Annotated in this window: 19 protein-coding genes and 1 tRNA gene; 7 read left to right on the top strand and 13 right to left on the bottom strand. The window is 69.7% G+C overall.

What is annotated here, in order from left to right; genetic code table 11:
* Nucleotides 1-3: 3 nt before the first annotated feature.
* From ACIQFZ_RS04040 to ACIQFZ_RS04030, 3 genes are read right to left on the bottom strand one after another with little or no spacing between them, the layout of a single operon-like run.
* Nucleotides 4-906, bottom strand: coding sequence for a metal ABC transporter permease (locus tag ACIQFZ_RS04040; protein WP_383056959.1), 903 nt, complete (start codon nucleotides 904-906; stop codon nucleotides 4-6).
* A complete protein-coding gene (locus ACIQFZ_RS04035; protein ID WP_365423701.1) occupies nucleotides 906-1,691 on the bottom strand; it encodes a metal ABC transporter ATP-binding protein in 786 nt (261 codons plus the stop codon). The genes ACIQFZ_RS04040 and ACIQFZ_RS04035 overlap by 1 nt, the downstream gene beginning before the upstream one ends.
* Before the next feature lie 17 nt (nucleotides 1,692-1,708).
* On the bottom strand, nucleotides 1,709-2,668 hold the full coding sequence (locus ACIQFZ_RS04030) for a metal ABC transporter substrate-binding protein (protein WP_402690553.1): 960 nt from the start codon (nucleotides 2,666-2,668) through the stop codon (nucleotides 1,709-1,711).
* Nucleotides 2,669-2,841: 173 nt separating this feature from the next.
* Here ACIQFZ_RS04030 and ACIQFZ_RS04025 point away from each other — a divergent pair, with 173 nt between their 5' ends.
* A complete protein-coding gene (locus tag ACIQFZ_RS04025) occupies nucleotides 2,842-4,224 on the top strand; it encodes a glycine--tRNA ligase (RefSeq protein WP_365423695.1) in 1,383 nt (460 codons plus the stop codon).
* A gap of 77 nt (nucleotides 4,225-4,301) precedes the next feature.
* Here ACIQFZ_RS04025 and ACIQFZ_RS04020 read toward each other — a convergent pair whose 3' ends face one another.
* The gene (locus ACIQFZ_RS04020) at nucleotides 4,302-5,363 is read right to left on the bottom strand and encodes a chitinase (RefSeq protein ID WP_402690552.1); all 1,062 of its coding nucleotides are present in this window, start codon (nucleotides 5,361-5,363) and stop codon (nucleotides 4,302-4,304) included.
* Nucleotides 5,364-5,580: 217 nt separating this feature from the next.
* Here ACIQFZ_RS04020 and ACIQFZ_RS04015 point away from each other — a divergent pair, with 217 nt between their 5' ends.
* Nucleotides 5,581-6,597: an aldo/keto reductase gene (locus ACIQFZ_RS04015; protein WP_383056956.1), complete on the top strand. Its 1,017-nt coding sequence runs from the start codon at nucleotides 5,581-5,583 to the stop codon at nucleotides 6,595-6,597.
* A gap of 26 nt (nucleotides 6,598-6,623) precedes the next feature.
* Entirely contained in the window at nucleotides 6,624-7,214 is a 591-nt protein-coding gene (locus ACIQFZ_RS04010; protein ID WP_383056954.1) for a TetR family transcriptional regulator, read from the top strand.
* Nucleotides 7,215-7,231: 17 nt separating this feature from the next.
* On the opposite strand, the gene ACIQFZ_RS04005 is transcribed toward ACIQFZ_RS04010, so the two are convergent.
* The gene (locus ACIQFZ_RS04005) at nucleotides 7,232-7,654 is read right to left on the bottom strand and encodes a hypothetical protein (protein WP_383056953.1); all 423 of its coding nucleotides are present in this window, start codon (nucleotides 7,652-7,654) and stop codon (nucleotides 7,232-7,234) included.
* 308 nt (nucleotides 7,655-7,962) lie between these two features.
* Complete coding sequence (locus ACIQFZ_RS04000; protein ID WP_402690551.1) at nucleotides 7,963-9,408, bottom strand: MFS transporter; 1,446 nt, start codon at nucleotides 9,406-9,408, stop codon at nucleotides 7,963-7,965.
* 81 nt (nucleotides 9,409-9,489) lie between these two features.
* On the opposite strand from ACIQFZ_RS04000, the gene dusB reads away from it, so the two are divergent.
* The gene (gene dusB / locus ACIQFZ_RS03995; protein WP_402690550.1) at nucleotides 9,490-10,632 is read left to right on the top strand and encodes a tRNA dihydrouridine synthase DusB; all 1,143 of its coding nucleotides are present in this window, start codon (nucleotides 9,490-9,492) and stop codon (nucleotides 10,630-10,632) included.
* A gap of 44 nt (nucleotides 10,633-10,676) precedes the next feature.
* Nucleotides 10,677-11,024 carry a hypothetical protein gene (locus ACIQFZ_RS03990; protein ID WP_402690549.1) on the top strand — a complete coding sequence of 116 codons (348 nt, stop codon included), beginning with the start codon at nucleotides 10,677-10,679 and terminating at the stop codon, nucleotides 11,022-11,024.
* Between the two features lie 31 nt (nucleotides 11,025-11,055).
* On the opposite strand, the gene ACIQFZ_RS03985 is transcribed toward ACIQFZ_RS03990, so the two are convergent.
* Nucleotides 11,056-12,855, bottom strand: a complete 1,800-nt coding sequence (locus ACIQFZ_RS03985) for a CDP-alcohol phosphatidyltransferase (protein ID WP_402690616.1) — start codon at nucleotides 12,853-12,855, stop codon at nucleotides 11,056-11,058.
* A gap of 1,321 nt (nucleotides 12,856-14,176) precedes the next feature.
* Here ACIQFZ_RS03985 and ppdK point away from each other — a divergent pair.
* Complete coding sequence (gene ppdK, locus ACIQFZ_RS03980; RefSeq protein WP_365775350.1) at nucleotides 14,177-16,924, top strand: pyruvate, phosphate dikinase; 2,748 nt, start codon at nucleotides 14,177-14,179, stop codon at nucleotides 16,922-16,924.
* A gap of 574 nt (nucleotides 16,925-17,498) precedes the next feature.
* Here ppdK and ACIQFZ_RS03975 read toward each other — a convergent pair.
* The 4 genes from ACIQFZ_RS03975 to ACIQFZ_RS03960 form a co-directional block, all read right to left on the bottom strand.
* Complete coding sequence (locus tag ACIQFZ_RS03975) at nucleotides 17,499-18,560, bottom strand: hypothetical protein (protein WP_402690548.1); 1,062 nt, start codon at nucleotides 18,558-18,560, stop codon at nucleotides 17,499-17,501.
* Nucleotides 18,560-19,081, bottom strand: a complete 522-nt coding sequence (locus ACIQFZ_RS03970; protein ID WP_402690547.1) for a SigE family RNA polymerase sigma factor — start codon at nucleotides 19,079-19,081, stop codon at nucleotides 18,560-18,562. The genes ACIQFZ_RS03975 and ACIQFZ_RS03970 overlap by 1 nt, the downstream gene beginning before the upstream one ends.
* 482 nt (nucleotides 19,082-19,563) lie before the next feature.
* Nucleotides 19,564-20,466 (bottom strand): hypothetical protein, encoded by a 903-nt coding sequence (locus ACIQFZ_RS03965; protein ID WP_402690546.1) that lies wholly within the window; start codon nucleotides 20,464-20,466, stop codon nucleotides 19,564-19,566.
* Between the two features lie 848 nt (nucleotides 20,467-21,314).
* Nucleotides 21,315-21,391, bottom strand: a tRNA-Met gene (locus ACIQFZ_RS03960).
* A gap of 1,403 nt (nucleotides 21,392-22,794) precedes the next feature.
* On the opposite strand from ACIQFZ_RS03960, the gene ACIQFZ_RS03955 reads away from it, so the two are divergent.
* The gene (locus ACIQFZ_RS03955) at nucleotides 22,795-23,136 is read left to right on the top strand and encodes a hypothetical protein (protein WP_402690545.1); all 342 of its coding nucleotides are present in this window, start codon (nucleotides 22,795-22,797) and stop codon (nucleotides 23,134-23,136) included.
* 756 nt (nucleotides 23,137-23,892) lie between these two features.
* On the opposite strand, the gene ACIQFZ_RS03950 is transcribed toward ACIQFZ_RS03955, so the two are convergent.
* Together ACIQFZ_RS03950 and ACIQFZ_RS03945 are read right to left on the bottom strand one after the other, a co-directional pair.
* Entirely contained in the window at nucleotides 23,893-24,108 is a 216-nt protein-coding gene (locus ACIQFZ_RS03950) for a hypothetical protein (RefSeq protein WP_402690544.1), read from the bottom strand.
* A gap of 327 nt (nucleotides 24,109-24,435) precedes the next feature.
* Nucleotides 24,436-24,636 (bottom strand): hypothetical protein, encoded by a 201-nt coding sequence (locus ACIQFZ_RS03945; protein WP_402690543.1) that lies wholly within the window; start codon nucleotides 24,634-24,636, stop codon nucleotides 24,436-24,438.
* Nucleotides 24,637-24,710: the final 74 nt, after the last annotated feature.

Raw genomic sequence — 24,710 nt, 5'->3', positions numbered from 1 at the left:
CGGTCAGGCGCCGGCCCCGTCGCCGGTGGCCCGGGTGGCCGGAATCGCGCACTCCGCGGGGTCCCCGGCGGGCCGCGCGGCGGCGAGTGCCCGCGCGCGTCGCCGGGCCAGCGGCGTGGCCAGTACGGTGAGCGCGATGAACGCGGCGATGGTGAGCAGCACGATCGTCGCGCCGGGCGGCACGTCCTGGTAGTACGACATGACCGTGCCGCCGATCGTCACGCTCACCCCGATGGCGACGGCGATCGCGAAGGTCGCGGCGAAGCTGCGGCTGAGCTGCTGGGCGGCGGCCACCGGGACCACCATCAGCGCGCTGACCAGCAGCAGCCCGACCACGCGCATCGCGACCGTCACCGTCACCGCCGCCGTGACCGCCGTCAGCAGGTTCAGGGCGCGCACCGGCAGCCCGGTCACCCGGGCGAACTCCTCGTCCTGGCTGACCGCGAACAGCTGGCGGCGCAGGCCCAGGGTGACCAGGACGACGAAGGCGGCCAGCAGGCAGATCGCGGTGACGTCGGACTGCGAGACCGTGGAGAGCGAGCCGAACAGGTATGACGTCAGGTTCGCGTTGGAGCCGCCGGGGGCGAGGTTGATGAACATGACGCCGCCCGCCATGCCGCCGTAGAAGAGCATCGCCAGGGCGATGTCGCCGCGGGTGCGGCCGTACCAGCGGATCAACTCCATGAGGACCGCGCCCAGGACGGAGACGGCCGTCGCCATCCACACCGGGGAGGTGGACAGCAGGAAGCCCAGGCCGACGCCGGTCATGGCCACGTGGCCGATGCCGTCGCCCATCAGGGCCTGGCGGCGCTGGACGAGGTAGATGCCGACGGCGGGGGCGGTGATGCCGACCAGGACGGCGGCGAGCAGGGCCCGCTGCATGAAGGCGTAGTTCAACAGGTCCATCAGCTCAGCAGTCCCGTGCGGATCGGATCGGCGCCCGAGGCGTCGTGCGGGTGTACGTGGTCGTGGCCGGGCAGGGCGTGCTGGCCCACGGCCTTCGGGGGCGGCCCGTCGTGCAGGACGCAGCCGTCGCGCAGCACCACCGCCCGGTCGATCAGAGGCTCCAGGGGGCCCAGCTCGTGCAGCACGAGCAGCACCGTCGCCCCGGCCGCGACCTGCTCCCTCAACGTGCTCGCCAGCACCTCCTGGCTGGCCAGGTCGACGCCGGCCATCGGCTCGTCCATGATCAGCAGCTCGGGTGCGGCGGCGAGGGCGCGGGCGATCAGCACGCGCTGGTGCTGACCGCCGGAGAGGGCGTTCACCGAGTCCTTCGCGCGGTCCGCCATGCCGACCAGCTCCAGGGCGTGCCGCACGGCCGCGTGGTCGGCCTTGCGGAAGACCCCGAAGCGGGTGCGGGAGAGCCGGCCCGAGGAGACGATCTCGGTGACGGTCGCCGGGACGCCGCCCGCGGCGGTCGTGCGCTGCGGTACGTAGCCGACGCGCGCCCAGTCGCGGAAGCGGCGGTGCGGGGTGCCGAACAGTTCGATCTCACCGTCGCTCACCGGCACCTGGCCGATGACGCTGCGCACGGCCGTCGACTTGCCGGAGCCGTTGGCGCCGAGCAGCGCGACGACCTCGCCCCGGCGCACGGTGAGGTCGATGCCGCGCAGGACGGGGCGCGAGCCCAGGTCGGCGCGCACACCGCGCAGGGATATGACCGGTTGGGCGGGTTCGCTCCTGACGTCCATGACGCCCTCCGTCGCGCTCACTTGGCGCCCAGGGCCTTCTGCAGCGCCTTGAGGTTGGCGTCCATGACCTGGAAGTAGTCGGTGCCCCGGGACTTGTCGGTGATGCCCTCGAGGGGGTCGAGGACGTCGGTCTTCAGGTGCGCGTCCTTGGCGAGGGTCTTCGCGGTCTTGTCGCTGACCAGCGTCTCGTAGAAGACGGTCGTGACCCCGTCGGCCTTCGCCGTCTCCTGGAGGTCCTTCACCCGGGCCGCGCTGGGCTCGGACTCCGGGTCGAGGCCGTTGATGGCCTCCTGGGTCAGGCCGTAGCGCTCGGCGAGGTAGCCGAAGGCGGCGTGGGTGGTGATGAAGACCTTGCTCTTGGCGTCCTTCAGCCCGGTCTCGTACCGGGTGTTGAGCTCGCCGAGCTCCTTGACCAGGGCCGCGGTGTTCTTGCGGTAGTCGGCCGCGTGGTCCGGGTCGCCCTTCTCGAAGGCCTTGCCGACGCCCTCGGCGATCTGCGCGTAGCGCACCGGGTCGAGCCAGACGTGCGGGTCCTTGCCGCCGTGCTCATCGTCGTGGTGGGCGTCGTGCTCGTCGGCGTGGCCGCCGACGTCGGTGCCGTGCTCCTCCAGCGTGGTCAGGGACGCGGCGTCGACCTTCGTCCCGATCCCGGACTGGGCGACGGCCTTGTCGACGTTGGGCTGGAGGCCCTTGAGGTAGAGCACCGCGTCTGACTTCTCGAGCTGCACGGTCTGCTGGGCGCTGATCTCCAGTTCGTGCGGCTCCTGGCCGGGCTGGGTGAGACTGGTGACGTGCACGTGGCTCCCGCCGATCCGCTCGGCGAGGAAGGCCATCGGGTAGAAGGACGCGACGACGTCGTACTTCCCGCCGCTGTCGCCGGCCGCGCCGGCGGAGGAGCAGGCGGAGAGCGCTCCGAGACCGAGAGCGGTGACCGTCAGGGCCGTGGAACCGGATATAAGGCGTCGTCGTACGTTCATGACAGTCATTTTCAACGAAGATGGAAACCGTTGTCAACAAGCCACGTGACAGGCCCTAAAAGGGCCCTTACCCGGCACCGATTTGGTCGAGGGGGAGCCACCGCCGGTACCCTGAAGCATTCGCTCGTGAAGCGTCTCGCTTCGTCGCCCGTCGTCGTAATGAAGAGAGCACCGTGGCCGCCGACAAGATCGACACCATCGTCAGCCTGAGCAAGCGCCGTGGCTTCGTATTCCCCTGCAGTGAGATCTACGGCGGCCAGCGTGCCGCCTGGGACTACGGGCCTCTGGGTGTCGAGCTCAAGGAGAACCTCAAGCGCCAGTGGTGGCGCTACATGGTGACGTCCCGCGAGGACGTGGTCGGCATCGACTCGTCCGTGATCCTGGCGCCCGAGGTCTGGGTCGCCTCCGGTCACGTCGCCACTTTCACGGACCCGCTGACGGAGTGCACCGCCTGCCACAAGCGGTTCCGCGCCGACCACCTGGAAGAGGCCTACGAGGAGAAGAAGGGCCGCGCCCCGGAGAACGGCCTCGCGGACATCAACTGCCCCAACTGCGGCAACAAGGGCCAGTTCACCGAGCCCAAGCAGTTCTCGGGCCTGCTCTCCACCCACCTCGGCCCCACCCAGGACTCCGGCTCGGTCGCCTACCTGCGTCCGGAGACCGCCCAGGGCATCTTCACCAACTTCGCCCAGGTGCAGACCACCTCGCGCCGCAAGCCGCCGTTCGGCATCGCCCAGATGGGCAAGTCGTTCCGCAACGAGATCACGCCGGGCAACTTCATCTTCCGCACCCGCGAGTTCGAGCAGATGGAGATGGAGTTCTTCGTCAAGCCGGGCGAGGACGAGAAGTGGCAGGAGTACTGGATGGAGCAGCGCTGGAACTGGTACACCAGCCTGGGTCTCCGTGAGGAGAACATGCGCTGGTACGAGCACCCGAAGGAGAAGCTCTCCCACTACTCCAAGCGCACCGCCGACATCGAGTACCGCTTCCAGTTCGGCGGCAGCGAGTGGGGCGAGCTGGAGGGTGTCGCCAACCGCACCGACTACGACCTCTCCTCCCACGCCAAGTCCTCCGGCCAGGACCTCTCCTACTTCGACCAGGAGGCCGGCGAGCGCTGGACGCCGTACGTCATCGAGCCGGCGGCCGGTGTCGGCCGGGCGATGCTCGCCTTCCTGCTCGACGCCTACGTCGAGGACGAGGCGCCCAACGCCAAGGGCAAGATGGAGAAGCGCACGGTGCTGCGCCTGGACCACCGCCTGGCCCCGGTGAAGGTCGCGGTGCTGCCCCTGTCGCGCAACCCGGAGCTGTCGCCCAAGGCCAAGGGCCTGGCCCAGGCCCTGCGCCAGAACTGGAACATCGAGTTCGACGACGCCGGCGCCATCGGCCGCCGCTACCGCCGCCAGGACGAGATCGGCACGCCGTACTGCGTCACGGTCGACTTCGACACCCTCGAGGACAACGCGGTCACCGTCCGCGAGCGCGACACCATGAAGCAGGAGCGCGTCTCCCTCGACCAGATCGAGGGCTACCTGGCCGGCCGCCTCGTCGGCTGCTGACCCGGTAACCCGGCAGTCCCTCAGCGCCGGACGGCCGCCGAGACCTCACTCGGCGGCCGTCCGGCGTTCGCCGTTCCTCAACGGCCTTGCAGGGCCTTCACGTTGTCGCCGAAGGTCCAGTTCTTCGACCCGTCCCAGTTGATCGACCAGGTCATCAGGCCCTTCAGGCTCGTGCCGTAGTGGCGCCAGGCCTCGGAGACCAGCGCGGGCGCCATGTGGCCGCCGCCCGCGCCGGGCTGGGCGGGCAGGCCCGGGACCTGCTTGTCGTAGGGGACCTTGATCGTCGTGCCCTGGATCACCAGGCCCTTGGCGAGGCAGTCGGTCTGGGCGGTGAAGCCGGCCACGGTGCCCGCCTGGTAGGAGTCGCCGGAGCAGCCGTACATGCTGCCGTTGTAGTACTGCATGTTCAGCCACCACAGGCGGCCGTTGTCGGCGTACTTCTTGATGATCGGCAGGTACGCGCCCCAGATCGAGCCGTAGGTGACGCTGCCGCCGGTCACGTAAGCGGTCTCCGGCGCCATCGTCAGGCCGAAGTTCGACGGCATCTGTGCGAGGACTCCGTCGATGATGCGGATCAGATTGGCCTGGGACGCGGACAGCCGGCTGATGTTCCCGCTGCCGGTCAGGCCCGTCTCGATGTCGATGTCGATGCCGTCGAAGTTGTACTTCTTCAGGATCGGGACGATCGTCGCGACGAACCGGTCCGCCACGGCCGGCGAGCTGAGGTCGATACCGGCCGTCGCGCCGCCGATGGACAGCAGGATCGTCTGCCCGGACGCCTTGGCCGCGCACATCTCCGCGGGCGTCGCCACCTTCACGCCCGCGTCCATGCCGTCCTCCCACAGGGCCGTTCCGTCGGAGCGGATGACCGGGAAGGCCGCGTTGATCACGTTGTAGCCGTGCGTGGCGATGCGCGAGTCGGTGATCGGTGTCCAGCCGAAGGGCGGATGGACACCGTTGGCGGAGCCGTCCCAGTTCTCCCAGTAGCCCTGGAGCACCTTGCCGGCGGGCCTGGACTTGACGGCACACGTGTCGGCGGTGGGGGCGGCCGAGGCGGTGGGGGCCAGGGCGGTGGAGAGCTGGGTGAGACAGGCGGTCGCTAGGGCGGCCGCGAGCAGACGCAGTCTGCGGCGGATCATACGGAGCCTCCCGGTGGGGGTGCGGTGAGGTGTCGTAGGCATGACAGTGCTCGTGGTCCAGACCTCTCGTCAATAGGTCTGGACCAAGACGTACGGCAGGCGAGGGAGGGGTGACAGATGACAACTGACAGATGTTGAAATCTGTCAGTTGTCATGTCAGGCTGTTTCGGGATACCCGTCCCACTCGCACTTCGAGCCCCCGAAGGAGTCCTCTCTCATGGACACCCGCCACCTCGGAACCACCGGCCCCCAGGTCTCCGCCCTCGGCCTCGGCTGCATGGGCATGTCCGCGCTGTACGGCGAGGCGGACCGGACCGACTCCATCGCCACCGTGCACGCCGCCCTCGAAGCGGGCGTGACCCTGCTCGACACCGGCGACTTCTACGCCATGGGCCACAACGAGATGCTGGTCGGCGAGGCCCTGCGCACCGCCCCCGCGGCCCGCCGCGAACAGGCCCTGCTCAGCGTGAAGTTCGGCGCCCTGCGCGATCCGGACGGCAACTGGGCCGGCTACGACGGCCGTCCGGCCGCCGTGAAGAACTTCGCCGCCTACTCCCTCCAGCGCCTCGGCGTCGACCACATCGACGTCTACCGGATCGCCCGGGTCGACCCGGACGTGCCGATCGAGGAGACGGTCGGCGCCATCGCGGAACTCGTCGAGAAGGGGCACGTCCGGCACATCGGCCTCAGCGAGGTCGGCGCCGACACGATCCGCCGGGCCGCCGCCACCGCGCCGATCTCGGACGTCCAGATCGAGTACTCGCTCGTCTCCCGTGGCGTCGAGGACCGGATCCTGCCCACCGTCCGCGAACTCGGCATCGCCATCACGGCGTACGGGGTGCTCTCGCGCGGTCTGATCTCCGGGCACTTCGCCCGCGACCGGAAGCTCGCCGCGAACGACTTCCGGGCCCATTCACCCCGCTTCCAGGGCGAGAACCTCCAGCACAACCTGGACCTCGTCGAGGCCCTGCGCAAGGTCGCCGAGGGCAAGGGCGTCACGGTCGCGCAGACCGCCATCGCGTGGGTGCTTTCCCAGGGGCCGCGGCACGACACGGTCGTCGTCCCGCTGATCGGCGCCCGCACCCGGGAGCGGCTGGCGGAGGCACTGGGCGCCACGGCCGTCACGCTGGAGGAGGCCGACCTGGCGGCCATCGAGGAGGCCGTCCCGGCGGACGCGGCCGCGGGCGCGCGCTACCCCGAGGCGCAGATGGCCCACCTGGACAGCGAGAGCTGACCCGGCCGCCGGGTACGGTCTAGGGCATGCCACCCACCACCGAGACCCTGACCGCCGAGCGCATCCTCGAGGCGACCGAGGAGGTGCTGCGCCGCCACGGGCCGGCCAAGGCCACCGTGGTGGACGTGGCCCGCGCGCTCGGTGTCAGCCACGGCAGCGTCTACCGGCACTTCCGTACCAAGGCGGCGCTGCGCGAGGCCGTGACCAAGCGGTGGCTGGACCGCACGTCCGACGCCCTCGCCGGCATCGCCGCCGAGCACCGGGACCCGGAGGCGCGGCTGCGCGACTGGCTGCGGGCACTGTTCGAGGCCAAGCGCCGCAAGGCGGGCGACGACCCCGAGCTGTTCGCCACGTACTCGGTGCTCACCGGGGAGAACGGCGTGGCGGTCGGCGAGCACATCGCCGATCTGACCGGCCAGCTGACCCGGATCGTCCAGGACGGAGTCGCGGCCGGTGCCTTCACGGCCGCCGACCCGGCCGTCGCGGCCCAGGCCCTGTTTCATGCCACCGGCCGCTTCCACGATCCGGGTCATGCCCGGGAGTGGAAGCGGCCGGCGGTCGAGGAGGAGTTCGAGGCGGTGCTCGAACTGGTGCTGGGCGGGCTACGAGCCCGTTAGCACCGTCGTCTCCCGGGTCAGGTCACGTCGACGGTGACCGACTTGGAGTGCGTGTCGCCGTGCACCACGCGCAGTTCCTGCTTGCCCTTGACCGCGAGCTTCGTCGACACCGTGAAGGTGTCGCCCTTCTTGACCGCGGTGGTCGCGCGCAGCGTGGTCCACTTGCCGTTGTTCAGGTGCTGGACGGTCAGCTTGGTGCCGGCCGCCAGGTGCGCGGTGCGCCCGGTGAGCGTCACGCTCTGCCCGGCCCTGATCGAGGAGTGGCTGGCCCTGGCCGTGATCGACGCGGCCGCCTTGGTCGGCATGGCCGTGTGCGTGCGGGTGGCCTTCGGGCTCGGGCTGGTCGCGGCGAAGGCTCCGGCAGAACCGGCCGACACCAGCGCGGCGGACAGGGCGCCCGCGGCGACTCCACAGGCACAGCGGCGGAGGGTGAGATGCATGGTGGTCTCCCGTTGGTGGTTCCCCCCTGTGTCACGCGTGCCCCGCAGAGGGGCTGCTCGCGCTCATCCAGATTTGCCTCTGATCGGCCGCGCGGCGACTCGGGAGGAGTAACGCGGGGCTGTGAGCGAGCGGCGCTTTGATGAGAATCCGCAGCTCAGCGGCCATGATCGTGCTTACTTCTTTCTTACCAAGCTCTCTTGCGGCGCCCCGCTTTCACGCCCTGAAATTGCCCGTGCACGATACGTGAACAGTATCCGGGGCCCTTCTCGGCGCGATCGCCGGACCCCCTTTCGCGCGTCCTGGGAGCTCAGGCGCCGATGCCCGCCGCCTCCCGCACCTCGTGCTCCTGGAGCCGCTCGGCCGTGCGCTCGGCGGTCCCCCTGGCCCACCGGCCGCTGGTGACCGCGCCCAGTGTCAGCACCGCGGCGCCGCACACCACCAGCACCCACCATCCGGGCCGGGCCGCCGGGACGAACGCGTCCCGGTAGGGCGAGGAGCCGACGCCCGCGGCCAGCAGCGCGCCGACCACCGCGACCCCGAGGGTCTGCCCGAGCTGGCGGCTGGTGGAGGCGACCGCGGCGGCGACCCCGGCCTGGGCGCGCGGCATCCCGGAGACGGCCGTGTTGGTGATCGGCGCGTTGACGAAGCCGAAGCCGATGCCGAACAGGACGTACCCGATGACCAGCGTGACGTCGGAGGTCTCGGCCTCGAACGCGGCGAACAGCACCGAACTCACCGTCATGGCCGTTCCGGCGATCAGCAGGGGCAGCCGCGGCCCCCGGGTGCCGACCAGCCGCCCGGACAGCGGCGCGCACAGGAAGGTCGGTGCCGCCATCGGCAGCATCCACAGGCCGGCGTGCAGGGCGTCGAGGCCGCGCACGTTCTGCAGGTACAGCGTGGACAGGAACAGGAAGCCGCCGAGCGCCGCGAACGCGCTGATCGCGATGACGGTGGCCCCGCTGAATGGCGCCGAGCGGAAGAAGCGCAGGTCGATGAGGGGTTCGGTGCGGCGCGGCTCGTACCACAGCAGGCCGAGCAGGGCCGCGAGCGCGACGACGGCGAAGGGCAGGGTCGTGGCGAGGCCGGAGACCGGGGCCTCGATGATCGCGTACGTCAGGGCGCCGAACAGGGCGATGACCAGGATCTGGCCGACCGGGTCGGGCCGGCGGGCCTTCGGCGCGCGGGACTCGGGGACGAAGCGCGCGGTGAGCACCAGCGCGGCCAGGGCCACCGGCAGGTTGACCCAGAAGATCGAGCGCCAGCCGACCGACTCCACCAGCAGGCCGCCGACGAGCGGGCCGGCGGCCATGGATATGCCGACCACCGCGCCCCAGGCCCCGATCGCGCGGGCGCGCTCGCGCGGGTCGGTGAAGGTGTTGGTGATGATCGACATGGCGACCGGGTTGAGCATCGAGCCGCCGACCGCCTGCACCATGCGGAACACGACCAGCAGTTCCAGGTCCGGTGCGAGGGAGCACAGCAGCGAGCCGATGCCGAAGACGACCAGACCCGCCATGAACACGCGTTTGCGGCCGATCCGGTCGGCGGTGGAACCGGCGAGCATCAGCAGCGAGGCGAGCACCAGCGTGTACGCGTCGATCGTCCACTGGAGGCCGGAGGTGCTCGCGTGCAGCTCGCGTTGCATCGAGGGCAGAGCGACGTTCAGAACGGTGTTGTCGAGGCTCACGATCAGCAGGCTCATGCAGCAGATCGCGAGAACCAGGAGCCGTCGTCGGTGGCTGAGCTCGGGCATGCGTTCCATGGTACGGGATTTCAATAGTGCGGTTAACTAATGATTGCTCCATGGACTGTGCCGATACGCGACAATGAGGGAATGCCCAAGCCCGAGTCCCCCCTCCAGATCGGCCCGTACACCGTCTGGCCGCCCGTGGTGCTGGCCCCCATGGCCGGTATCACCAACGCGCCCTTCCGCACCCTGTGCCGGGAGTTCAGCCAGGGCAAGGGCCTGTACGTCAGCGAGATGATCACGACCCGGGCGCTGGTCGAGCGCAACGACAAGACCATGCAGCTCATCAGGTTCGACGCGAGCGAGCGCCCGCGCTCGATCCAGCTGTACGGCGTGGACCCGGCCACGGTCGGCAAGGCCGTCCGCATGATCGCGGAGGAGGACCTCGCCGACCACATCGACCTCAACTTCGGCTGCCCGGTGCCCAAGGTGACCCGCAAGGGCGGCGGCTCGGCCCTCCCCTACAAGCGCAACCTGCTGCGGGCGATCCTGCGCGAGGCGGTCAGCGGGGCCGGCGACCTGCCGGTCACGATGAAGATGCGCAAGGGCATCGACGACGACCACCTCACCTACCTCGACGCCGGAAGGATCGCGGTCGAGGAGGGCGTGACGGCGATCGCGCTGCACGGCCGCACGGCCGCCCAGCACTACGGCGGCACGGCGGACTGGGACGCCATCGCGCGCCTGAAGGAGCACGTGCCCGAGATCCCGGTGCTCGGCAACGGCGACATCTGGTCGGCCGAGGACGCGCTGCGGATGGTGCGGGAGACCGGCTGCGACGGTGTGGTCGTGGGCCGCGGCTGCCTGGGCCGGCCGTGGCTGTTCGCCGACCTGGTGGCGGCGTTCGAGGGGCGGGTCCAGGACCTGGCCCGCCCGTCCCTGCGCGAGGTCGCGGACGTCATGGTCCGGCACGCCACGCTGCTCGGCGAGTGGATCGGCGACGAGTCGCGTGGTGTCGTCGACTTCCGCAAGCACGTCGCCTGGTACCTGAAGGGCTTCGCGGTCGGCTCCGAGATGCGCAGGCGGCTGGCGATCACCTCCTCGCTGGAGGAGCTGCGCGCCGGCCTGGACGAGCTGGACCTCGACCAGCCCTGGCCCGCCGGCGCCGACGGGCCCCGCGGCCGCACCTCCGGCAACAACCGGGTGGTCCTGCCGGACGGCTGGCTGAAGGACCCCTACGACTGCGCGGGCGTCGGCGAGGACGCCGAACTGGACACCTCCGGCGGCTGAGGCGGTCTCGCCGGCCGCGACGGGCCGCGCCGACACTGGTCCGCGTGGCGGACAGCGCGTTGTGGGCGGCGGCGCTCACCGGGGGCACGGCCGTGCCGACGAGCTGGGTGACGAACCTGGGGAACGTCCGCGCGGCCAGGACGCAGGCGGAGGCGTCGGCCCGCGCCCAGCACCACGACCGGGTGCGGGAGGAGCGGTGGGCCGCATACCTGGAGCGAGACCGCGGCGGCGGCCCGCGCGGTACGGCGGCGACCGAGGTCAGCCGCTCGATGTGGCACGTGTCCCTCGGCGAGGCCGGGGCGCGCGCCCGCTTCGACCCTGCCCGGGAGGCCTACCTGGGTTGCCTCGAGCGGTTCGCCGAAGCGGCACGCGCGGCCATGGAGACCTTCTAGGACCGGGCCCCGCCCCGCCGCCTGCCCGCCGTCAGCCCTTCGGCGGGTGCGGCGTGGAACCGTACGCCGTCAGGAAGCGGTCGCGGAAGGCGCTCATCTTCCAGACCGGAACGTCGTGGTCGGGGCGCAGGCCCTCCGTCCAGCCCCAGTCGTCGATCTTGTCCAGGACCTTCGGGTCCTTGGCGAGGATCGCGCAGGGCACGTCACGGCTGGCGTGGTCGCCGCTGACCCGGGCGTTGGGCTGGTGGTCGCCGAGGACCACGAGCACGGTGTCGTCCTTGCCGTAGCGCTCCATCCACTGGGTCAGGGCGGTAACCGAGTACTCGATCGACTTGCCGTACTCCTCGCGGGAGCGGGTGGAACTGGTGAGGACGTCCGCCGGCTCGGTGCCTGCCGCCTCGATGCCCTTGAAGACCGAGCCGTCACCGAGCTGGTCCCAGCCGACCATCTCCGGCACCGGCGCCCAGGGCTGGTGGCTGGAGGTCAGGATGACGAACGAGGTCAGCGGCTTGTCGCGCTTCCTGCCGTGCTCCAGACGCTGGAAGGCCTCCAGCGCGTACTGGTCGGGCATGGTCGACCAGCTGAACTTCGGTCCCTCGTAGCCCATCCCGAAGGCGTTGTAGACCTTGTCCAGGCCGTACCACTTCGCCTCCGGCCAGCCCTTCTGCACGCCCGGCATGACGCCGACCGTGTCCCAGGCCCCCGTCTTCTTGAATGCCTCGGTCAGGGTGAGGTGGTCGCCGGAGGTCACCGTGCGGTAGCGGTTCTGGTTGTCGACCCACAGGCCCGACATGAACGTGGAGTGGCCGAGCCAGCTGCCGCCGCCGTACGTCGCCGACGTCAGCCAGCCGCTCCTGGCGTGGAAGCCCGCCTCGGCCAGGGCCCGCGTACTGGCGTCGAGGGTCTTGTTGACGCCCGGTGCCGTGATCGGGTCCTCGATCGCGGTGCGGCCGTAGCTCTCGATGAACGTGAAGATCATGTCCTTCCCGCGCAGGTCCGGCACCAGCTCGCTGCCGGGGGTGTCGCGGAACGGGTCGGCCTCCGCCGTCCTCGCGAACTCCCGCTCGTCCCGGATAGTGGAGCGCAGCGCCTGCTCGTGGTACTTGGCCATGACGACCGTGTGCTCGGAAGCCACCGGGATGCCGGCGACCTGGACGTCCAGGGCCGAGCACGTCATCCACACCACGCTGGCGAGCAGCAGTCCGCGCGTCGAGCGGGCCTTGTCGCGGCCCAGGAAGTCGCCGACGCGCACGACCGCGAGGGCCATCACGGCGAGCACCGCCAGTACGAGGAGGACGACCCCGACGGCGGCGAGCAGGGCCGTCGTTCCGCCGAGGGTGTCCGCGAGGTACGACTGGGCGTCGTCCAGCAGCTCCCAGTCGAGGACCACGTTGAAGCTGCGGCCCAGGTACTGGTTGAACTCGATGTCCGTCAGGTTCAGCACGGTCAGCACGCCGAGCGCCAGCCCGCCGAGCACCGCCACGGTCACCCGCGGCCGGCGTGGCAGCACCAGCAGCGCGGCCGCCAGGAGCAGCCCCTCCACCGGCAGCCGCGTGAACGCCGCGACCTGCAACTGCGCCTCCTTGTTCGGCAGCAGAAGCGCGACGGCGACCAGCAGGAACGCGAGAAGGGTGCCCCCATGGGACACCCTTCGCGCGGCCACGGGATGCGCCCCCTTCCAGCCACGCCAGACCCGACGAAGGGTCCGCGGCCGTATCGCCCGGAGGGCACGAAGGGGGAGGGGCGGGGAGGCGAGGGCTCCTGCCGGGGTTGTAGCGGATTCGGCAGCCTTGGTGCCCTCGGTGGGTTCGGCGGCTTGGGCGGGTTCGATGGCGTCGGTTGGCTCGGTGGCCTGGGCGGAGTCGGCGGCCTGTGCTGACACCGCGCCTTCGCCCGCGGATACGGGGGTTTCGTCGGCCCGGGAGGGTGCGGCTTCCTGGCCCAGGGGAGCGGGGTCTTCGGCGGCTCCGGAGGGTGCGGCTCCTTGGCTTGTGGGCGCCGGGGCATCGGCTGGCGCGGAGGCTTCGGCTCGGGAAGGTGCTGCCTGCTCGCTCGCGGGCACGCGTGTGCCGGCTTCGGAGGTGGCGGGCTCACCGTCGGCGGCGGCCCCCGCCCCGCCGGCCTCGGATGCCGCCGGGGACTCGTCGTCACCGGGAGCCCCCATGTCGCCGGAGGCGCCCTCGGCCGTCGAAGCCACCGCACGCGGGGCGTCACCCACCGGGGGAGTGGTCGAGGCGGGCATGTCCGTGGTGCGGGGTGTGGGTGTCGTCGCCCTCGGCCTGCGCGCGGCGGGGATGGACCCGGCGGGACGGGCCGGCGCGGCAGCGGGTGCCTCGGACCCCGGCTCGACGTCCGCGTCCGTCTCTGACTCAGGGCCCGCCGCCGATTCAGCGCCCGCGCCCGACTTAGCGCCGGCCGCCGATTCAGCGCCTGCGGTCGCCTCCGCGCCCGCGCCCGACCCGCCTGCGCTCACCTCCGGGCCTGCGCCCGACCCACCCGCGCCCGCGCCCGGCTCCGTCGGGTGCGGAGTGGCGGCGGCCTCGGTTCCGCCGTCGCGCGACGCCGGTTCTCCGGCCGAGTCCGATGGTGCGCCCGATGACTGGCGTGTATCCGTGTGCTGAGGCACCCGAAGGTCCTTCCGTGCGCGGCGTCGCTGAGGAGGCGGGCCGCGCTGGGACCCGCCGTACTCCCGTACGGCCGGGCCCTCACCCGTGTTCACCGGCGCCGGGCAAACACCCGGCAAACGGAGCCCCGGCCGAGGGGCCGGGAGCCGTCCGCATGGTGAAATCCGAGCGCCTGTGGCAGCGTGATTCTCGCCACCCTTGATAAGGGTTGCGCTCAGATGAGCGGATCTTGAGCGGCTGCACTTCTCCAAGGAGTGGCACTCAGTGCCACTCTTTGATCGTTCATCGATCGAAAACAAACGCGCTGAGGGTCGCTCATCTGAGCAGCTAGGTGGGTCTGCGAGCGTTGATTCGTTCAAGAAGTGAAAACATCTGCACCCGACGGCTTGCCAAGCCTTGACTTTCGATCCGCTGGCGGACGACTGGTTACGGGCGCATGACCCACAAGTGGACGTACCCATCGGCCTTCGATCTGGGTATGTTCCTGGCCGTCAGGGCAGCCACCGCGTCCTCGAGGAGTCGAGACCCGTGTCGGAAAACAAAGATCTCCAGGTAGCCGATCGCGGCAACAGTGTTGAGGGCGTGAAGTTCGTCTACGACTTCACCGAGGGCAACAAGGACCTCAAGGACCTCCTCGGTGGCAAGGGCGCGAACCTGGCCGAGATGACGAACCTGGGCCTTCCGGTCCCGCCGGGCTTCACGATCACCACCGAGGCCTGCAAGGTCTACCTCGACAGCGGCGAGGAACCCGCGGCACTCCGTGACGAGGTGAGCGCGCACCTCGACGCGCTCGAGCAGAAGATGGGCAAGAAGCTCGGCCAGCCCGACGACCCCCTGCTGGTCTCCGTCCGCTCCGGCGCGAAGTTCTCCATGCCCGGCATGATGGACACCGTCCTGAACATCGGCCTGTCCGACAAGTCCGTCCAGGGCCTGGCCAAGCAGGCCGGCGACGACCGGTTCGCCTGGGACTCCTACCGCCGCCTCATCCAGATGTTCGGCAAGACCGTCCTCGGCGTCGACGGCGAGCTGTTCGAGGACGCCCTCGACAAGGCCAAGGAGACCAAGAAGGTCACCGTCGACACCGAGCTCGAGGCCGCCGACCTGAAGAAGCTGGTCACCACCTTCAAGAAGATCGTCAAGAAGGAGGCCGGCCGGGACTTCCCGCAGGACCCGCGCGAGCAGATGGACCTCGCCATCAAGGCGGTCTTCGACTCCTGGAACGGCGAGCGTGCCAAGCTCTACCGCCGTCAGGAGCGCATCCCGCACGACCTCGGCACGGCCGTCAACATCTGCTCGATGGTGTTCGGCAACCTCGGCCCCGACTCCGGCACCGGCGTCGCCTTCACCCGCGACCCCGCCTCCGGCCAGCAGGGCGTCTACGGCGACTACCTGCAGAACGCGCAGGGCGAGGACGTGGTCGCGGGCATCCGCAACACCGTCCCGCTGGCGGAGCTGGAGCGGATCGACGGCAAGTCGTACGACCGGCTGATGCAGATCATGGAGACGCTGGAGAACCACTACAAGGATCTCTGCGACATCGAGTTCACCATCGAGCGCGGCCAGCTGTGGATGCTGCAGACCCGCGTCGGCAAGCGGACCGCCGGTGCCGCGTTCCGCATCGCCACCCAGCTCGTCGACCAGGGCCTGATCGACGAGGCCGAGGCCCTGAAGCGGGTCAACGGGGCCCAGCTCGCGCAGCTGATGTTCCCGCGCTTCGACGAGGAGGCCAAGGTCGCGCAGGTCGCCCGCGGCATCGCCGCCTCCCCGGGCGCGGCGGTCGGCAAGGCGGTCTTCGACTCGTACACCGCCGTCAAGTGGTCCCGCTCGGGCGAGAAGGTCATCCTGGTCCGCCGGGAGACCAACCCCGACGACCTGGACGGCATGATCGCGGCCGAGGGCATCCTGACCTCCCGCGGCGGCAAGACCTCCCACGCGGCCGTGGTCGCCCGCGGCATGGGCAAGACGTGCGTCTGCGGCGCGGAGGACCTGGAGGTCGACACCAAGCGCCGTCGGATGACGGTCCCCGGCGGGCACGTCGTCGAGGAGGGCGACGTGATCTCCATCGACGGCTCCTCGGGCAAGGTGTACCTGGGCGAGGTCCCGGTCGTCCCGTCCCCGGTCGTCGAGTACTTCGAGGGCCGGATGCACCCGGGCGCCGACGACGCGGACGAACTCGTCGAGGCGGTCCACCGGATGATGGCCTTCGCCGACCGCAAGCGCCGCCTGCGGGTGCGCGCCAACGCCGACAACGCCGAGGACGCGCTGCGCGCCCGCCGCTTCGGCGCCCAGGGCATCGGCCTGTGCCGTACCGAGCACATGTTCCTCGGCGACCGCCGCGGGCTGGTGGAGCGGCTGATCCTGGCCGACACCCAGGCCGAGCGCGAGGAGTCCCTCAAGCAGCTCCTGCCGCTCCAGAAGCAGGACTTCGTGGAGCTGTTCGAGGCCATGGACGGCCTGCCGGTCACCGTCCGCCTGCTCGACCCGCCGCTGCACGAGTTCCTGCCCGACATCACCGAGCTGTCGGTGCGCGTGGCCCTCGCCGAGTCCCGCCAGGAGCCGCACGAGAACGAGCTGCGCCTGCTCCAGGCCGTGCACCGCCTGCACGAGCAGAACCCGATGCTCGGACTGCGCGGCGTACGCCTCGGACTGGTCGTCCCCGGCCTGTTCACCATGCAGGTCCGCGCCATCGCCGAGGCGGCCGCCGAGCGCAGGGCCGCCAAGGGCGACCCGCGCGCCGAGATCATGATCCCGCTGGTCGGCACCGTCCAGGAGCTGGAGATCGTCCGCGATGAGGCCGACCAGGTCATCGCCGAGGTCGAGGCGGCGACCGGCACGCGGCTCAAGCTGGCGATCGGCACGATGATCGAGCTGCCGCGCGCCGCGCTGACCGCGGGCCAGATCGCCGAGGCGGCGGAGTTCTTCTCCTTCGGCACGAACGACCTGACCCAGACGGTGTGGGGCTTCAGCCGCGACGACGTCGAGGCGTCGTTCTTCACCGCCTACCTGGAGAAGGGCATCTTCGGGGTGTCGCCGTTCGAGACGATCGACCGGGACGGTGTCGGCTCCCTGGTGAAGTCCGCCGTCGAGGCAGGCCGGGCCACCCGCCCGGACCTCAAGCTCGGCGTCTGCGGCGAGCACGGCGGCGACCCCGAGTCCGTCCACTTCTTCCACGAGGTGGGCCTGGACTACGTCTCCTGCTCCCCCTTCCGCATCCCGGTGGCACGCCTTGAGGCCGGCCGGGCCTCGGTCGAGGCGGAGGGCAGCGACCACCGGTAGCCGGTAACAGACCCCGGAGTCCTCGTCGTGGTCCCCGACCCTCATTACCGATTGCGACGAGGACTCCGGTCCACGAAAGAAGAGGGGCGGCATCCCGTGCGGGGGTGCCGCCCCTTCCTGCATCATCTGCGGAGCCTGTCAAGCTAAGTCGCTGAGCAGGCAAAACGGCGTTTGGTGGCGTTGGTTGCCGTTGAACTCGCGCGAAGCCGTTGTGCCCTCGTTGTGCCCTCCAGGTGCGGAGAACGTACGTCGACGTGGTAGCTGCCGGCGGTGACGGCGGTGTCGGTCCGTCAGCTCCATCAAGCCACCCCAGGTCTTTTTGTGGACTGACCAGCTCATCGACCTCTCCGATTCAAGGCCACCCTGGGATGACCCACAGACGGCCCCACGGCAGATTTACAGACCGCGCCTCACAACCGTCGCGACCTGGCCTTTCAATAGTTGGCACCCGTCCCACCCCACAGGAACCCCACACCCCGCCCAATGCCAGGGGTCACCGTAGGGGATCAGCGGAGCTTCACCCGGTCACGCGTCCCATGTCGATGGCGTTCTCCCGAAGGCGGTCATCTGTCGGTTAGCCCTGCACATTGGTGGTCCAGTCACGCTGGTTGGTGCCGAGCAGGGTGAACCGCTTCAGCCACGCTTTCGGGCCGCCCACAGTGCGGTAGGCGTCCACGCCGTACAGCGACTCGGTGCAGAGTTTGAGGCCGTGCTCCCGGATACAGGTCGGCCTGGTCCGGACATTCTTGGAGTTCGCGTTGGCCGAGCTCTTCACGGACTCGGGCCGGTCCGGCTCGATCGTGGTGCCGATGTACATCCCGTCGACCAGGAAGTTGATGCTGCTACTCCAGGGCACATGCTCTCCCTGCACCATTGGTTGCCCCTGGACGAAGCTGGCGTCGTTAAGCCGCAAACCGGCGGGCACCCCGCTGATCCGATACGGAAGCGGAATCGCCCGGCGGGCCACGACGACTCCCTCGGCGATCCGATGCAAGATCTGCTGTGCGTCGGTCCCTGCCAGGTAAGAGGCCTGCAGCTCGACCCACCGGCCGTCCGCAGTCTGCCAGCGCAAGTACCAGTCGCCCCCGGGCGCCGAGGCGGCCGTCGGACTCTTCCCCACCCAGTACGCGGGACGGCCCTCGACCGGCGGCGCCTCGACCCGATACTGCCGCGGGCCTCCCGAATACCACGGCAGCCCCGTCGAGGGCGTGGTTCCCGCGGGGTAGACCCTGAGCCAGACAATGGGCCCTTGCGCACCGCCATCGGGGACCTTGCCGGCGGCCCGCACAAAGGTCCTGACCTTATCCGTCATGTAGGTGACATCGTCGAAGTTCGCCGGGAGCCAGCCGTAGGAGGCCTCCGCAACCAGTGGGTCCGGATCCAAAGCGGGGGCGGCTGAGGCCCGGGACGCGGCCGGCGCGGGTCTCGAGGCCAGATCGCCGCCGGCGGGGAGGAGGGACACCGCTGCCGTTGCCGCCGCCACCGCCGCCACCGTGCCGAGCGCCGCGAACCGCCTGCGTCGCAGCCGAACCCTGCCCTCCCGCACCGCCCGGGCGACATCGATGCCACGTCCCGGTGCGGGCGAGGCGGCCAGCTCACAAAGTTCCCGGGTCAGCTCGTCGGTCTGGTCGCACATCACAGGGTCCTCCCAGTGGCAGTCACGGAACGAATGTCGAGCACCCTGCGCAGCGCCCGAAGTCCGCGCGAGGTCTGGCTCTTGACGTTCCCCGGAGAACAGCCGAGCGCATCGGCGGTCTGCTCGACGCTCAGGTCGTGGTAGTAGCGGAGCACCAAAGTGGCGCGCTGCCGGGGAGGAATCGCGGCCAGCGCCCGCCGCAGGTCAAGGGAGGCCTCCAGATCGGTCGGCGGCGCCGGGGGCTCCGCTCCTGGCCGATCCCGGTGCCGAGCCGTCCACCGCTGCCACGCGGAGCGCTGCTCCGCCAGAAAGGTGTTCACCAGCACCGTCCGGGCGTAGCCGTCCGGGTTCTCCACCCGCCGCATCCGCGGCCAGTGGACGTACAGCTTGGTCAAAGTCTCCTGCACCAGATCGTCGGCGCGGTGCCAGTCCGAGCAGAGCAGAAAGGCCACTCTGCGCAGCCAGTCGGCTCTCGACTCGGCGAACTCTCTGAACTCTGCTTCGCGCCCTTGCTCCGGCATGGGTGGACACGCTCCTCTCCGGGCCGTACTCCAGGTACCGCCCGACACCCTGATGCGGGAGGCAGGGAGGAAGGTTGCACGGGCGTTGTCAACTTGTTCAGGTGAGGGTCTGATGGCGTATTGGGGCGCGAGTGTTCGGCCTGGGCTCAGGCCTCAATGGGCTGGCCGGTTCCGGCTCCACCGGGTGACCGGCGGCCACTGGTTCCCGGAGCGCTGCGTCGCCAGCGTGGGCTCGCCATAACCGTCCCCGGCACGATCAGCGGACGTCTGTCCGGCAGATCATAAACGCACATGCCTGCCCACTGGTGGGAGCAGTTTTACAGCGGGCCGGGCTCGGGGTCGCTGACCTGCGGGTTCATGATCGGCCGTATGGGTTGGGGAACACCTGGGGGATGTAGGCACACTCCGATGCAGCCAGCCTTACGCCCCGTCCGTCGCGCCGCCGGCCCTGGGAAGCCAGGGCCGGCGGCGCGACGAGGGGTTTACTTCTTCACGCGGACCAGGTCACCCGGGGCGTTGACCGCGGGGGTGGTGGAGTTGCCCGCGAAGCTGTAGCGGTAGTAGCCGTCGACGGTAGCCTTCACGGTGGACTTCAGGCCGCCCGTGGAGTTCGTCTTGGCGGTCTTCAGCGTCTTGTAGGTGGTGGTGCCCTTCTTGCGGAACTGAAGCTGCACCGCCTGACCGCTGTAGCCCGCGTACGTGCGGCTCCCCCAGTCGGCCCGGGACAGCTTGCCGGTGACGGTGACGGTCTTGCCCTTCTTCACCGGCTTGGGCTTGGCGCTGGTGGTCAGCTTGGAGTTGCGCTGCACCAGCGTGGTGCCAAGGCCGCCCTGCTTGGCATAACCGACCTTGCTCAAGTCGCCGGACTCGGGGTCCTGGCCGTTGTACGCGATCGCCTCGGCGCCCGCGCGCCAGGTGCCGGCTTCGGCGTTGTTCAGATCGCCCGGGTAGATGTCGATCTTGCCCTTGCAGTTGGCCGTGGTCGCCGAGGTGACGGAGCAGGTGGCCGGGTCGTCGCCGAAGAGCATGTTCCCCGTGGAGCCCTTGTAGAGGAACGGGCCGGTGAAGAAGTCCTTGGCGGTCACGTCCACGTCCGCGCCGAACTTCATGGTGTAGGCGATCGTGGTGGACACGCGGTTGGTGGTGCCGAACTTGACCGCCTTGGCGACCTTGAGGTTGGAGAAGGTGACGGCCAGGTCGTACGGCATCTTGCCGCCCGCGACGCGCGCGCTGATCCCGGCCTTGGCGGCGGAGGGAGCGTGGGCGGCCTGGAAGACCTTCGCGACGTCCGGACGGTGGGGACCGGCGGCGTGCGCGGCGGGCATAGCGAGGGCGGAAAGGGCCAGGGCACCGGAGACGGCGGCCACGGTGACTCGTATACGCATGCGTTCCCCAGGGGGAGAAAGGGGCCGAGCGCCGGTCGTTCCTCGCGGTTCGTCATCGGCGCGCGGCCCACGTGATCATGGAGTCTGTTTGACTCACGTGATCAGATCCCTGATCGGTGGGGGTGGTTGTACGGGAATTTGAAGTTTCCGTGAGCGCCTGTCAGTCACCGTGACGGCGGCCATCCTGGACTTCCTGTCGAGCAACTCGAAAGCGGTCCACGTGATGGCGAGCACCACCCCGCACCCCGCCGCCACCCTGGCCGCCTCAGCCCACAACACCGGCCGGTCCCCGCTCACCACGACGCCTACCACCCTCTCCCTCCCTGCCGTCATGGCAACGGCGTCGCACCGCGAGCTGCACCCGTCCCTCCGCGCGCCATACCGGTCTCCGGCACGATCAGCGAACGTCTCTTCTGGTCACCCTCGGACGGCACGAAGTACAGCCAGCCCACTTCCAGCGGGCTCCGCTCGCCCACTGTGACCTGCGGTTTCCCAAAAGTCGGGCGCTGTCGGGGGACGTCTGGGGGAATCTAGTCCACTAGGAGACACGCGAAAGGCCGCCGGAGCAGGCTCGGCAGGTCTTCGCCGGCGCTGATGCCCGCTCAGTGCACCGGGTCCGACTTCGGATTGGGGCCATACTCGTTAGCCTCCGACTTGCCCTCGATGGCGCAGGAGACGATCAGGACGATCGCGCCGAACGGGATGAAGATGAGCAGGAACTCAATGTGCCCAGCCCTTCACGCGGAGCGGGGTGCTGCATGCGCAGGAGGGCCGGCGCTGGAGGCCCCGTTGGGCAGACCGAAGCCGTGGGCGCATGCGAAAGGGCCCGGAGACCGGGCCCTTTCATGTGGTAGCGGGGACAGGATTTGAACCTGCGACCTCTGGGTTATGAGCCCAGCGAGCTACCGAGCTGCTCCACCCCGCGTCGGCACCAGCAACAGTACACGCCAGGGAGGGCAGGGTGCGTTCAGGCCAGCCGCGGACGATGTTCTCTGCCTGAGGTCACTTCTGACCCTGCGTCACGTCGAAGGTCACCTTTGTCGGGTGGCGTCTACGGCTACGCTCGCGCGGGAGCGCCCCGCGGCGCGTGGCTGCGGGGCGCCTTGTGGGGTTTAGTCGATCCCCCGGCCGTCGTATGTACCGCCCTTGCAGTCGAAGCCCTCTACCGTTCCGCCGCCCTCCCTGCACTGTTCAGAGGTGATAAACCGTTGACCAGGGCTGGGGCTGGGTGTGGCGGCGGTGGCGGTGGCGGCGCCTGTGAGGCCGAGCCCGGCGAGGGCTGCCGTGGCGCTGACGGCGGCGAGGATTCGTCGAATGCGCATTCGGTTCCCCTTTCACGGATTACCTCGGTTGGTGCACTAGCCAGCTTGAGCTTCGCCCATGTGGGCGGCACGTCATGTTGCGCCATTCAGGTGACATGGCTGTCGGGAGCGGGGCCGCTGACCCGGCCCGCCCAAGGCCTTCGCGGCCGGCTGGGAAGGCGGTACGGACGGCGGAGCGATGGCAGCTCTGGGGGTGGGGACGGTCTGCAATGACGCGACCCGTCAGACACGCTCTAGTTGTATTGATCACGAACGTTGTTGACAGTCGCCGGGCTTGATCACGGCGAAGACCTCCGGTGTGGTGGAGCTGTCTGGGAACGCACCGCCCAGAGCGCACATGCCTGCCCACTGGTAGTAGCAGCTTTACAGCGGGCTCATTACGCAACTTCTGAGCAGGCCATTTCCCACGCTGAGCCCCCAGCGGGGGACGTCTGGGGGAAGCCGGGCGCTCCGGGGCGTCCGCCACGGCAGGCAGGCACGACCCGGTAGCCGACGACCCCGGCGTTTCCCAGCGCCGTCGTCGCCGTCCCGTTCATCTCGGTCGTGTCGGCGGTGCTGCGCGCTCTGCGGCCCGCCACGCCCTGACCCCGTCGTCCCCGGGGGCCGCGCTTCTTGGCCGCGGCGGAAGAGACACCCGGTCGCGGTACGACCCCCGAGTCAGGACACAGGCTTTGTCGTACCGTCGGCCAACCGCCCGGCTCCGAACGTGCCACGGTGTGCGGCCCGGTCACGCAACCGCACACCGCGGTTTCAGTTTGTGCTTTCCGTCAAGCCTCTAGGAGGCCGCCGATTCAACCAATCTCATGCACAATACCCGCAAAATTGTAAAGCTCGAAGCGTCGCCCGGTTGAGCGATTTCCCTTGAATGCGGAATGTTGAAGGCCCAGGACTTGACCTGGGCCTATTTGGTCGATCCTCCATCAGCGTGTAAGCGTCGAACAGGCAGGGTCTAATGGCCAACGCCACTGTTGTTGCTGCGGTTATGTATGTGCAGGTGAATGTGGGTGTGGCCGCTGCCTTGGCCGCCGCGTTGGCCGCCGCGTTGGCCGCCGCGTTGGCCGCCGCCGTGGCCGCCGTGGCCGCGGCCGCCGCCGTAGCCGCCATGGCCGCCATGGCCGCCATGGCCGCCATGGCCGCCATGGCCGCCATGGCCGCCATGGCCGCCATGGCCGCCATGGCCGCCGGGGTCGCCGTAGTCGCTGCTGTAACCGGAATGGTGACCCTGGTCGTAGCTCAAGTCATGCGCCGAAGCAGTCCCCGCCGCGCCGATCGCCGCGCCGCCGGCCATGACAACACCGGCCGCGGACACCGCGAAGAGGCGCTTAATGCGCTGTGCTCGCATGGGTAATACCTTTCCTTCCATCGCCTCGCGCAATAGAACCGCGCGAGATTGATGGCCGCGCCCGCCGAATGAGATGCAGCGGCACGGTCGTAGGCGTCACCGCTGGATTGATGAGAAGCACGTCCCGGGCTCCGATGCCGCCATGCCGCCCGCCCAGGTTCCACGGGCGAGCGCCACGACCTCGGGCCCCCACTGAGGAGACTCGCCGGACGGGGCGTGCCCCGATTGCGGCTTCACTTATAAACGCTAGTCCGTCCGCAAGTCGGCATCTAGACCGTCGAGCAGATCCAGCCCGACCTGATCCTCCCCACTGGCAAGTGCAAGGGAAAAGCCCGTCCGCTACCAGCGCCCAGGCGCCGGCAGACTTCCAGCGGGCTCCGCATGTCTGCTACAGCCTGCGGGTTTCCTTCGCCCTGGCGCTGCGAGGGGACACATATGGGGGACTCGCTGTGACGCCTCGCAGAGGGTCTGTCGCCCACGGGGGCTTTACAGACCGCGTGATCACTCCGCGCTGAGCTGACCGTTCCCGCAGTGCGCCGCTCCGTACCCATGCGCCCGGAAGCGTCGCCCTCGCGTTCGGGCGGAACCTTGTTGCTGCGTGGACTCCCTCGACTTGCCACGCGTCAACCGTCCTCAGACTGAGGCCGGGATCGGGTGGCGTCCAGGGCGTGTCCGACGGGTCGGCACAGTCCCTGCGACTCTCCCGGCTACGCTCGCGCGGGAGCGCCCCGCGGCGCGTGGCCGCGGGGCGCCTTGTGGGGTCTAGTCGACCGACTGCCCGTCGTACGTACCGCCCTTGCAGGGGTTGCCCGGCAAGTCGATCCGGGGATCTCCGCCGCCCTCCCTGCACTTAGAAGGGCTGACGGCGGATGGGGCACCCTTTGCGGTGGCGGCGGTGGCGGTGGCAGCGCCTGTGAGGCCGAGTCCGGCGAGGGCTGCCGTGGCGATGACGGCGGCGAGGATTCGTCGAATGCGCATTCGGTTCCCCTTTCACGGATTGCCTCGGTTGGGGCACTAGCCAGCTTGATCCTCGCCCATGTGGGTGGCACGGTATGTTGCGCCATTTGGGTGACAGTGCCGGAGGGTGCGGGGTCGGTGACGCGACCCGTCGGACAGGTCCTAGAACGAAGAGACCACCCATTGCGCTCGCGCGCGACGGCGTTCGGGTGCTCCCCGCCCGCCGCGTGCTTCCGGGCCGACTCGGACCTGGCGTGTCCGACGGGTCGGCGCAGTCCCTGCGACTCTCCCGGCTACGCTCGCGCGGGAGCGCCCCGCGGCGCGTGGCCGCGGGGCGCCTTGTGGGGTTTAGTCGACAGTCAGCCCGTCGTATTTACCGCCCCAGCATTTGACGGTGTTGTGCAGATAGGGCTGTCCGCCACCCTCCCTGCACTGAGAAGGGGTGGTGAAGCCACCACCCTGTGCGGTGGCGGTGGCGGCGCCTGTGAGGCCGAGCCCGGCGAGGGCTGCCGTGGCGATGACGGCGGCGAGGATTCGTCGAATGCGCATTCGGTTCCCCTTTCACGGATTACCTCGGTTGGGGCACTAGCCAGCTTGATCCTCACCCATGTGGGTGGCACGTC

The sequence above is a fragment of the Streptomyces sp. NPDC093064 genome, assembly GCF_044754605.1.
Lineage (GTDB): Bacteria > Actinomycetota > Actinomycetes > Streptomycetales > Streptomycetaceae > Streptomyces.
This window is presented reverse-complemented; position numbering and strand designations above follow the sequence as displayed.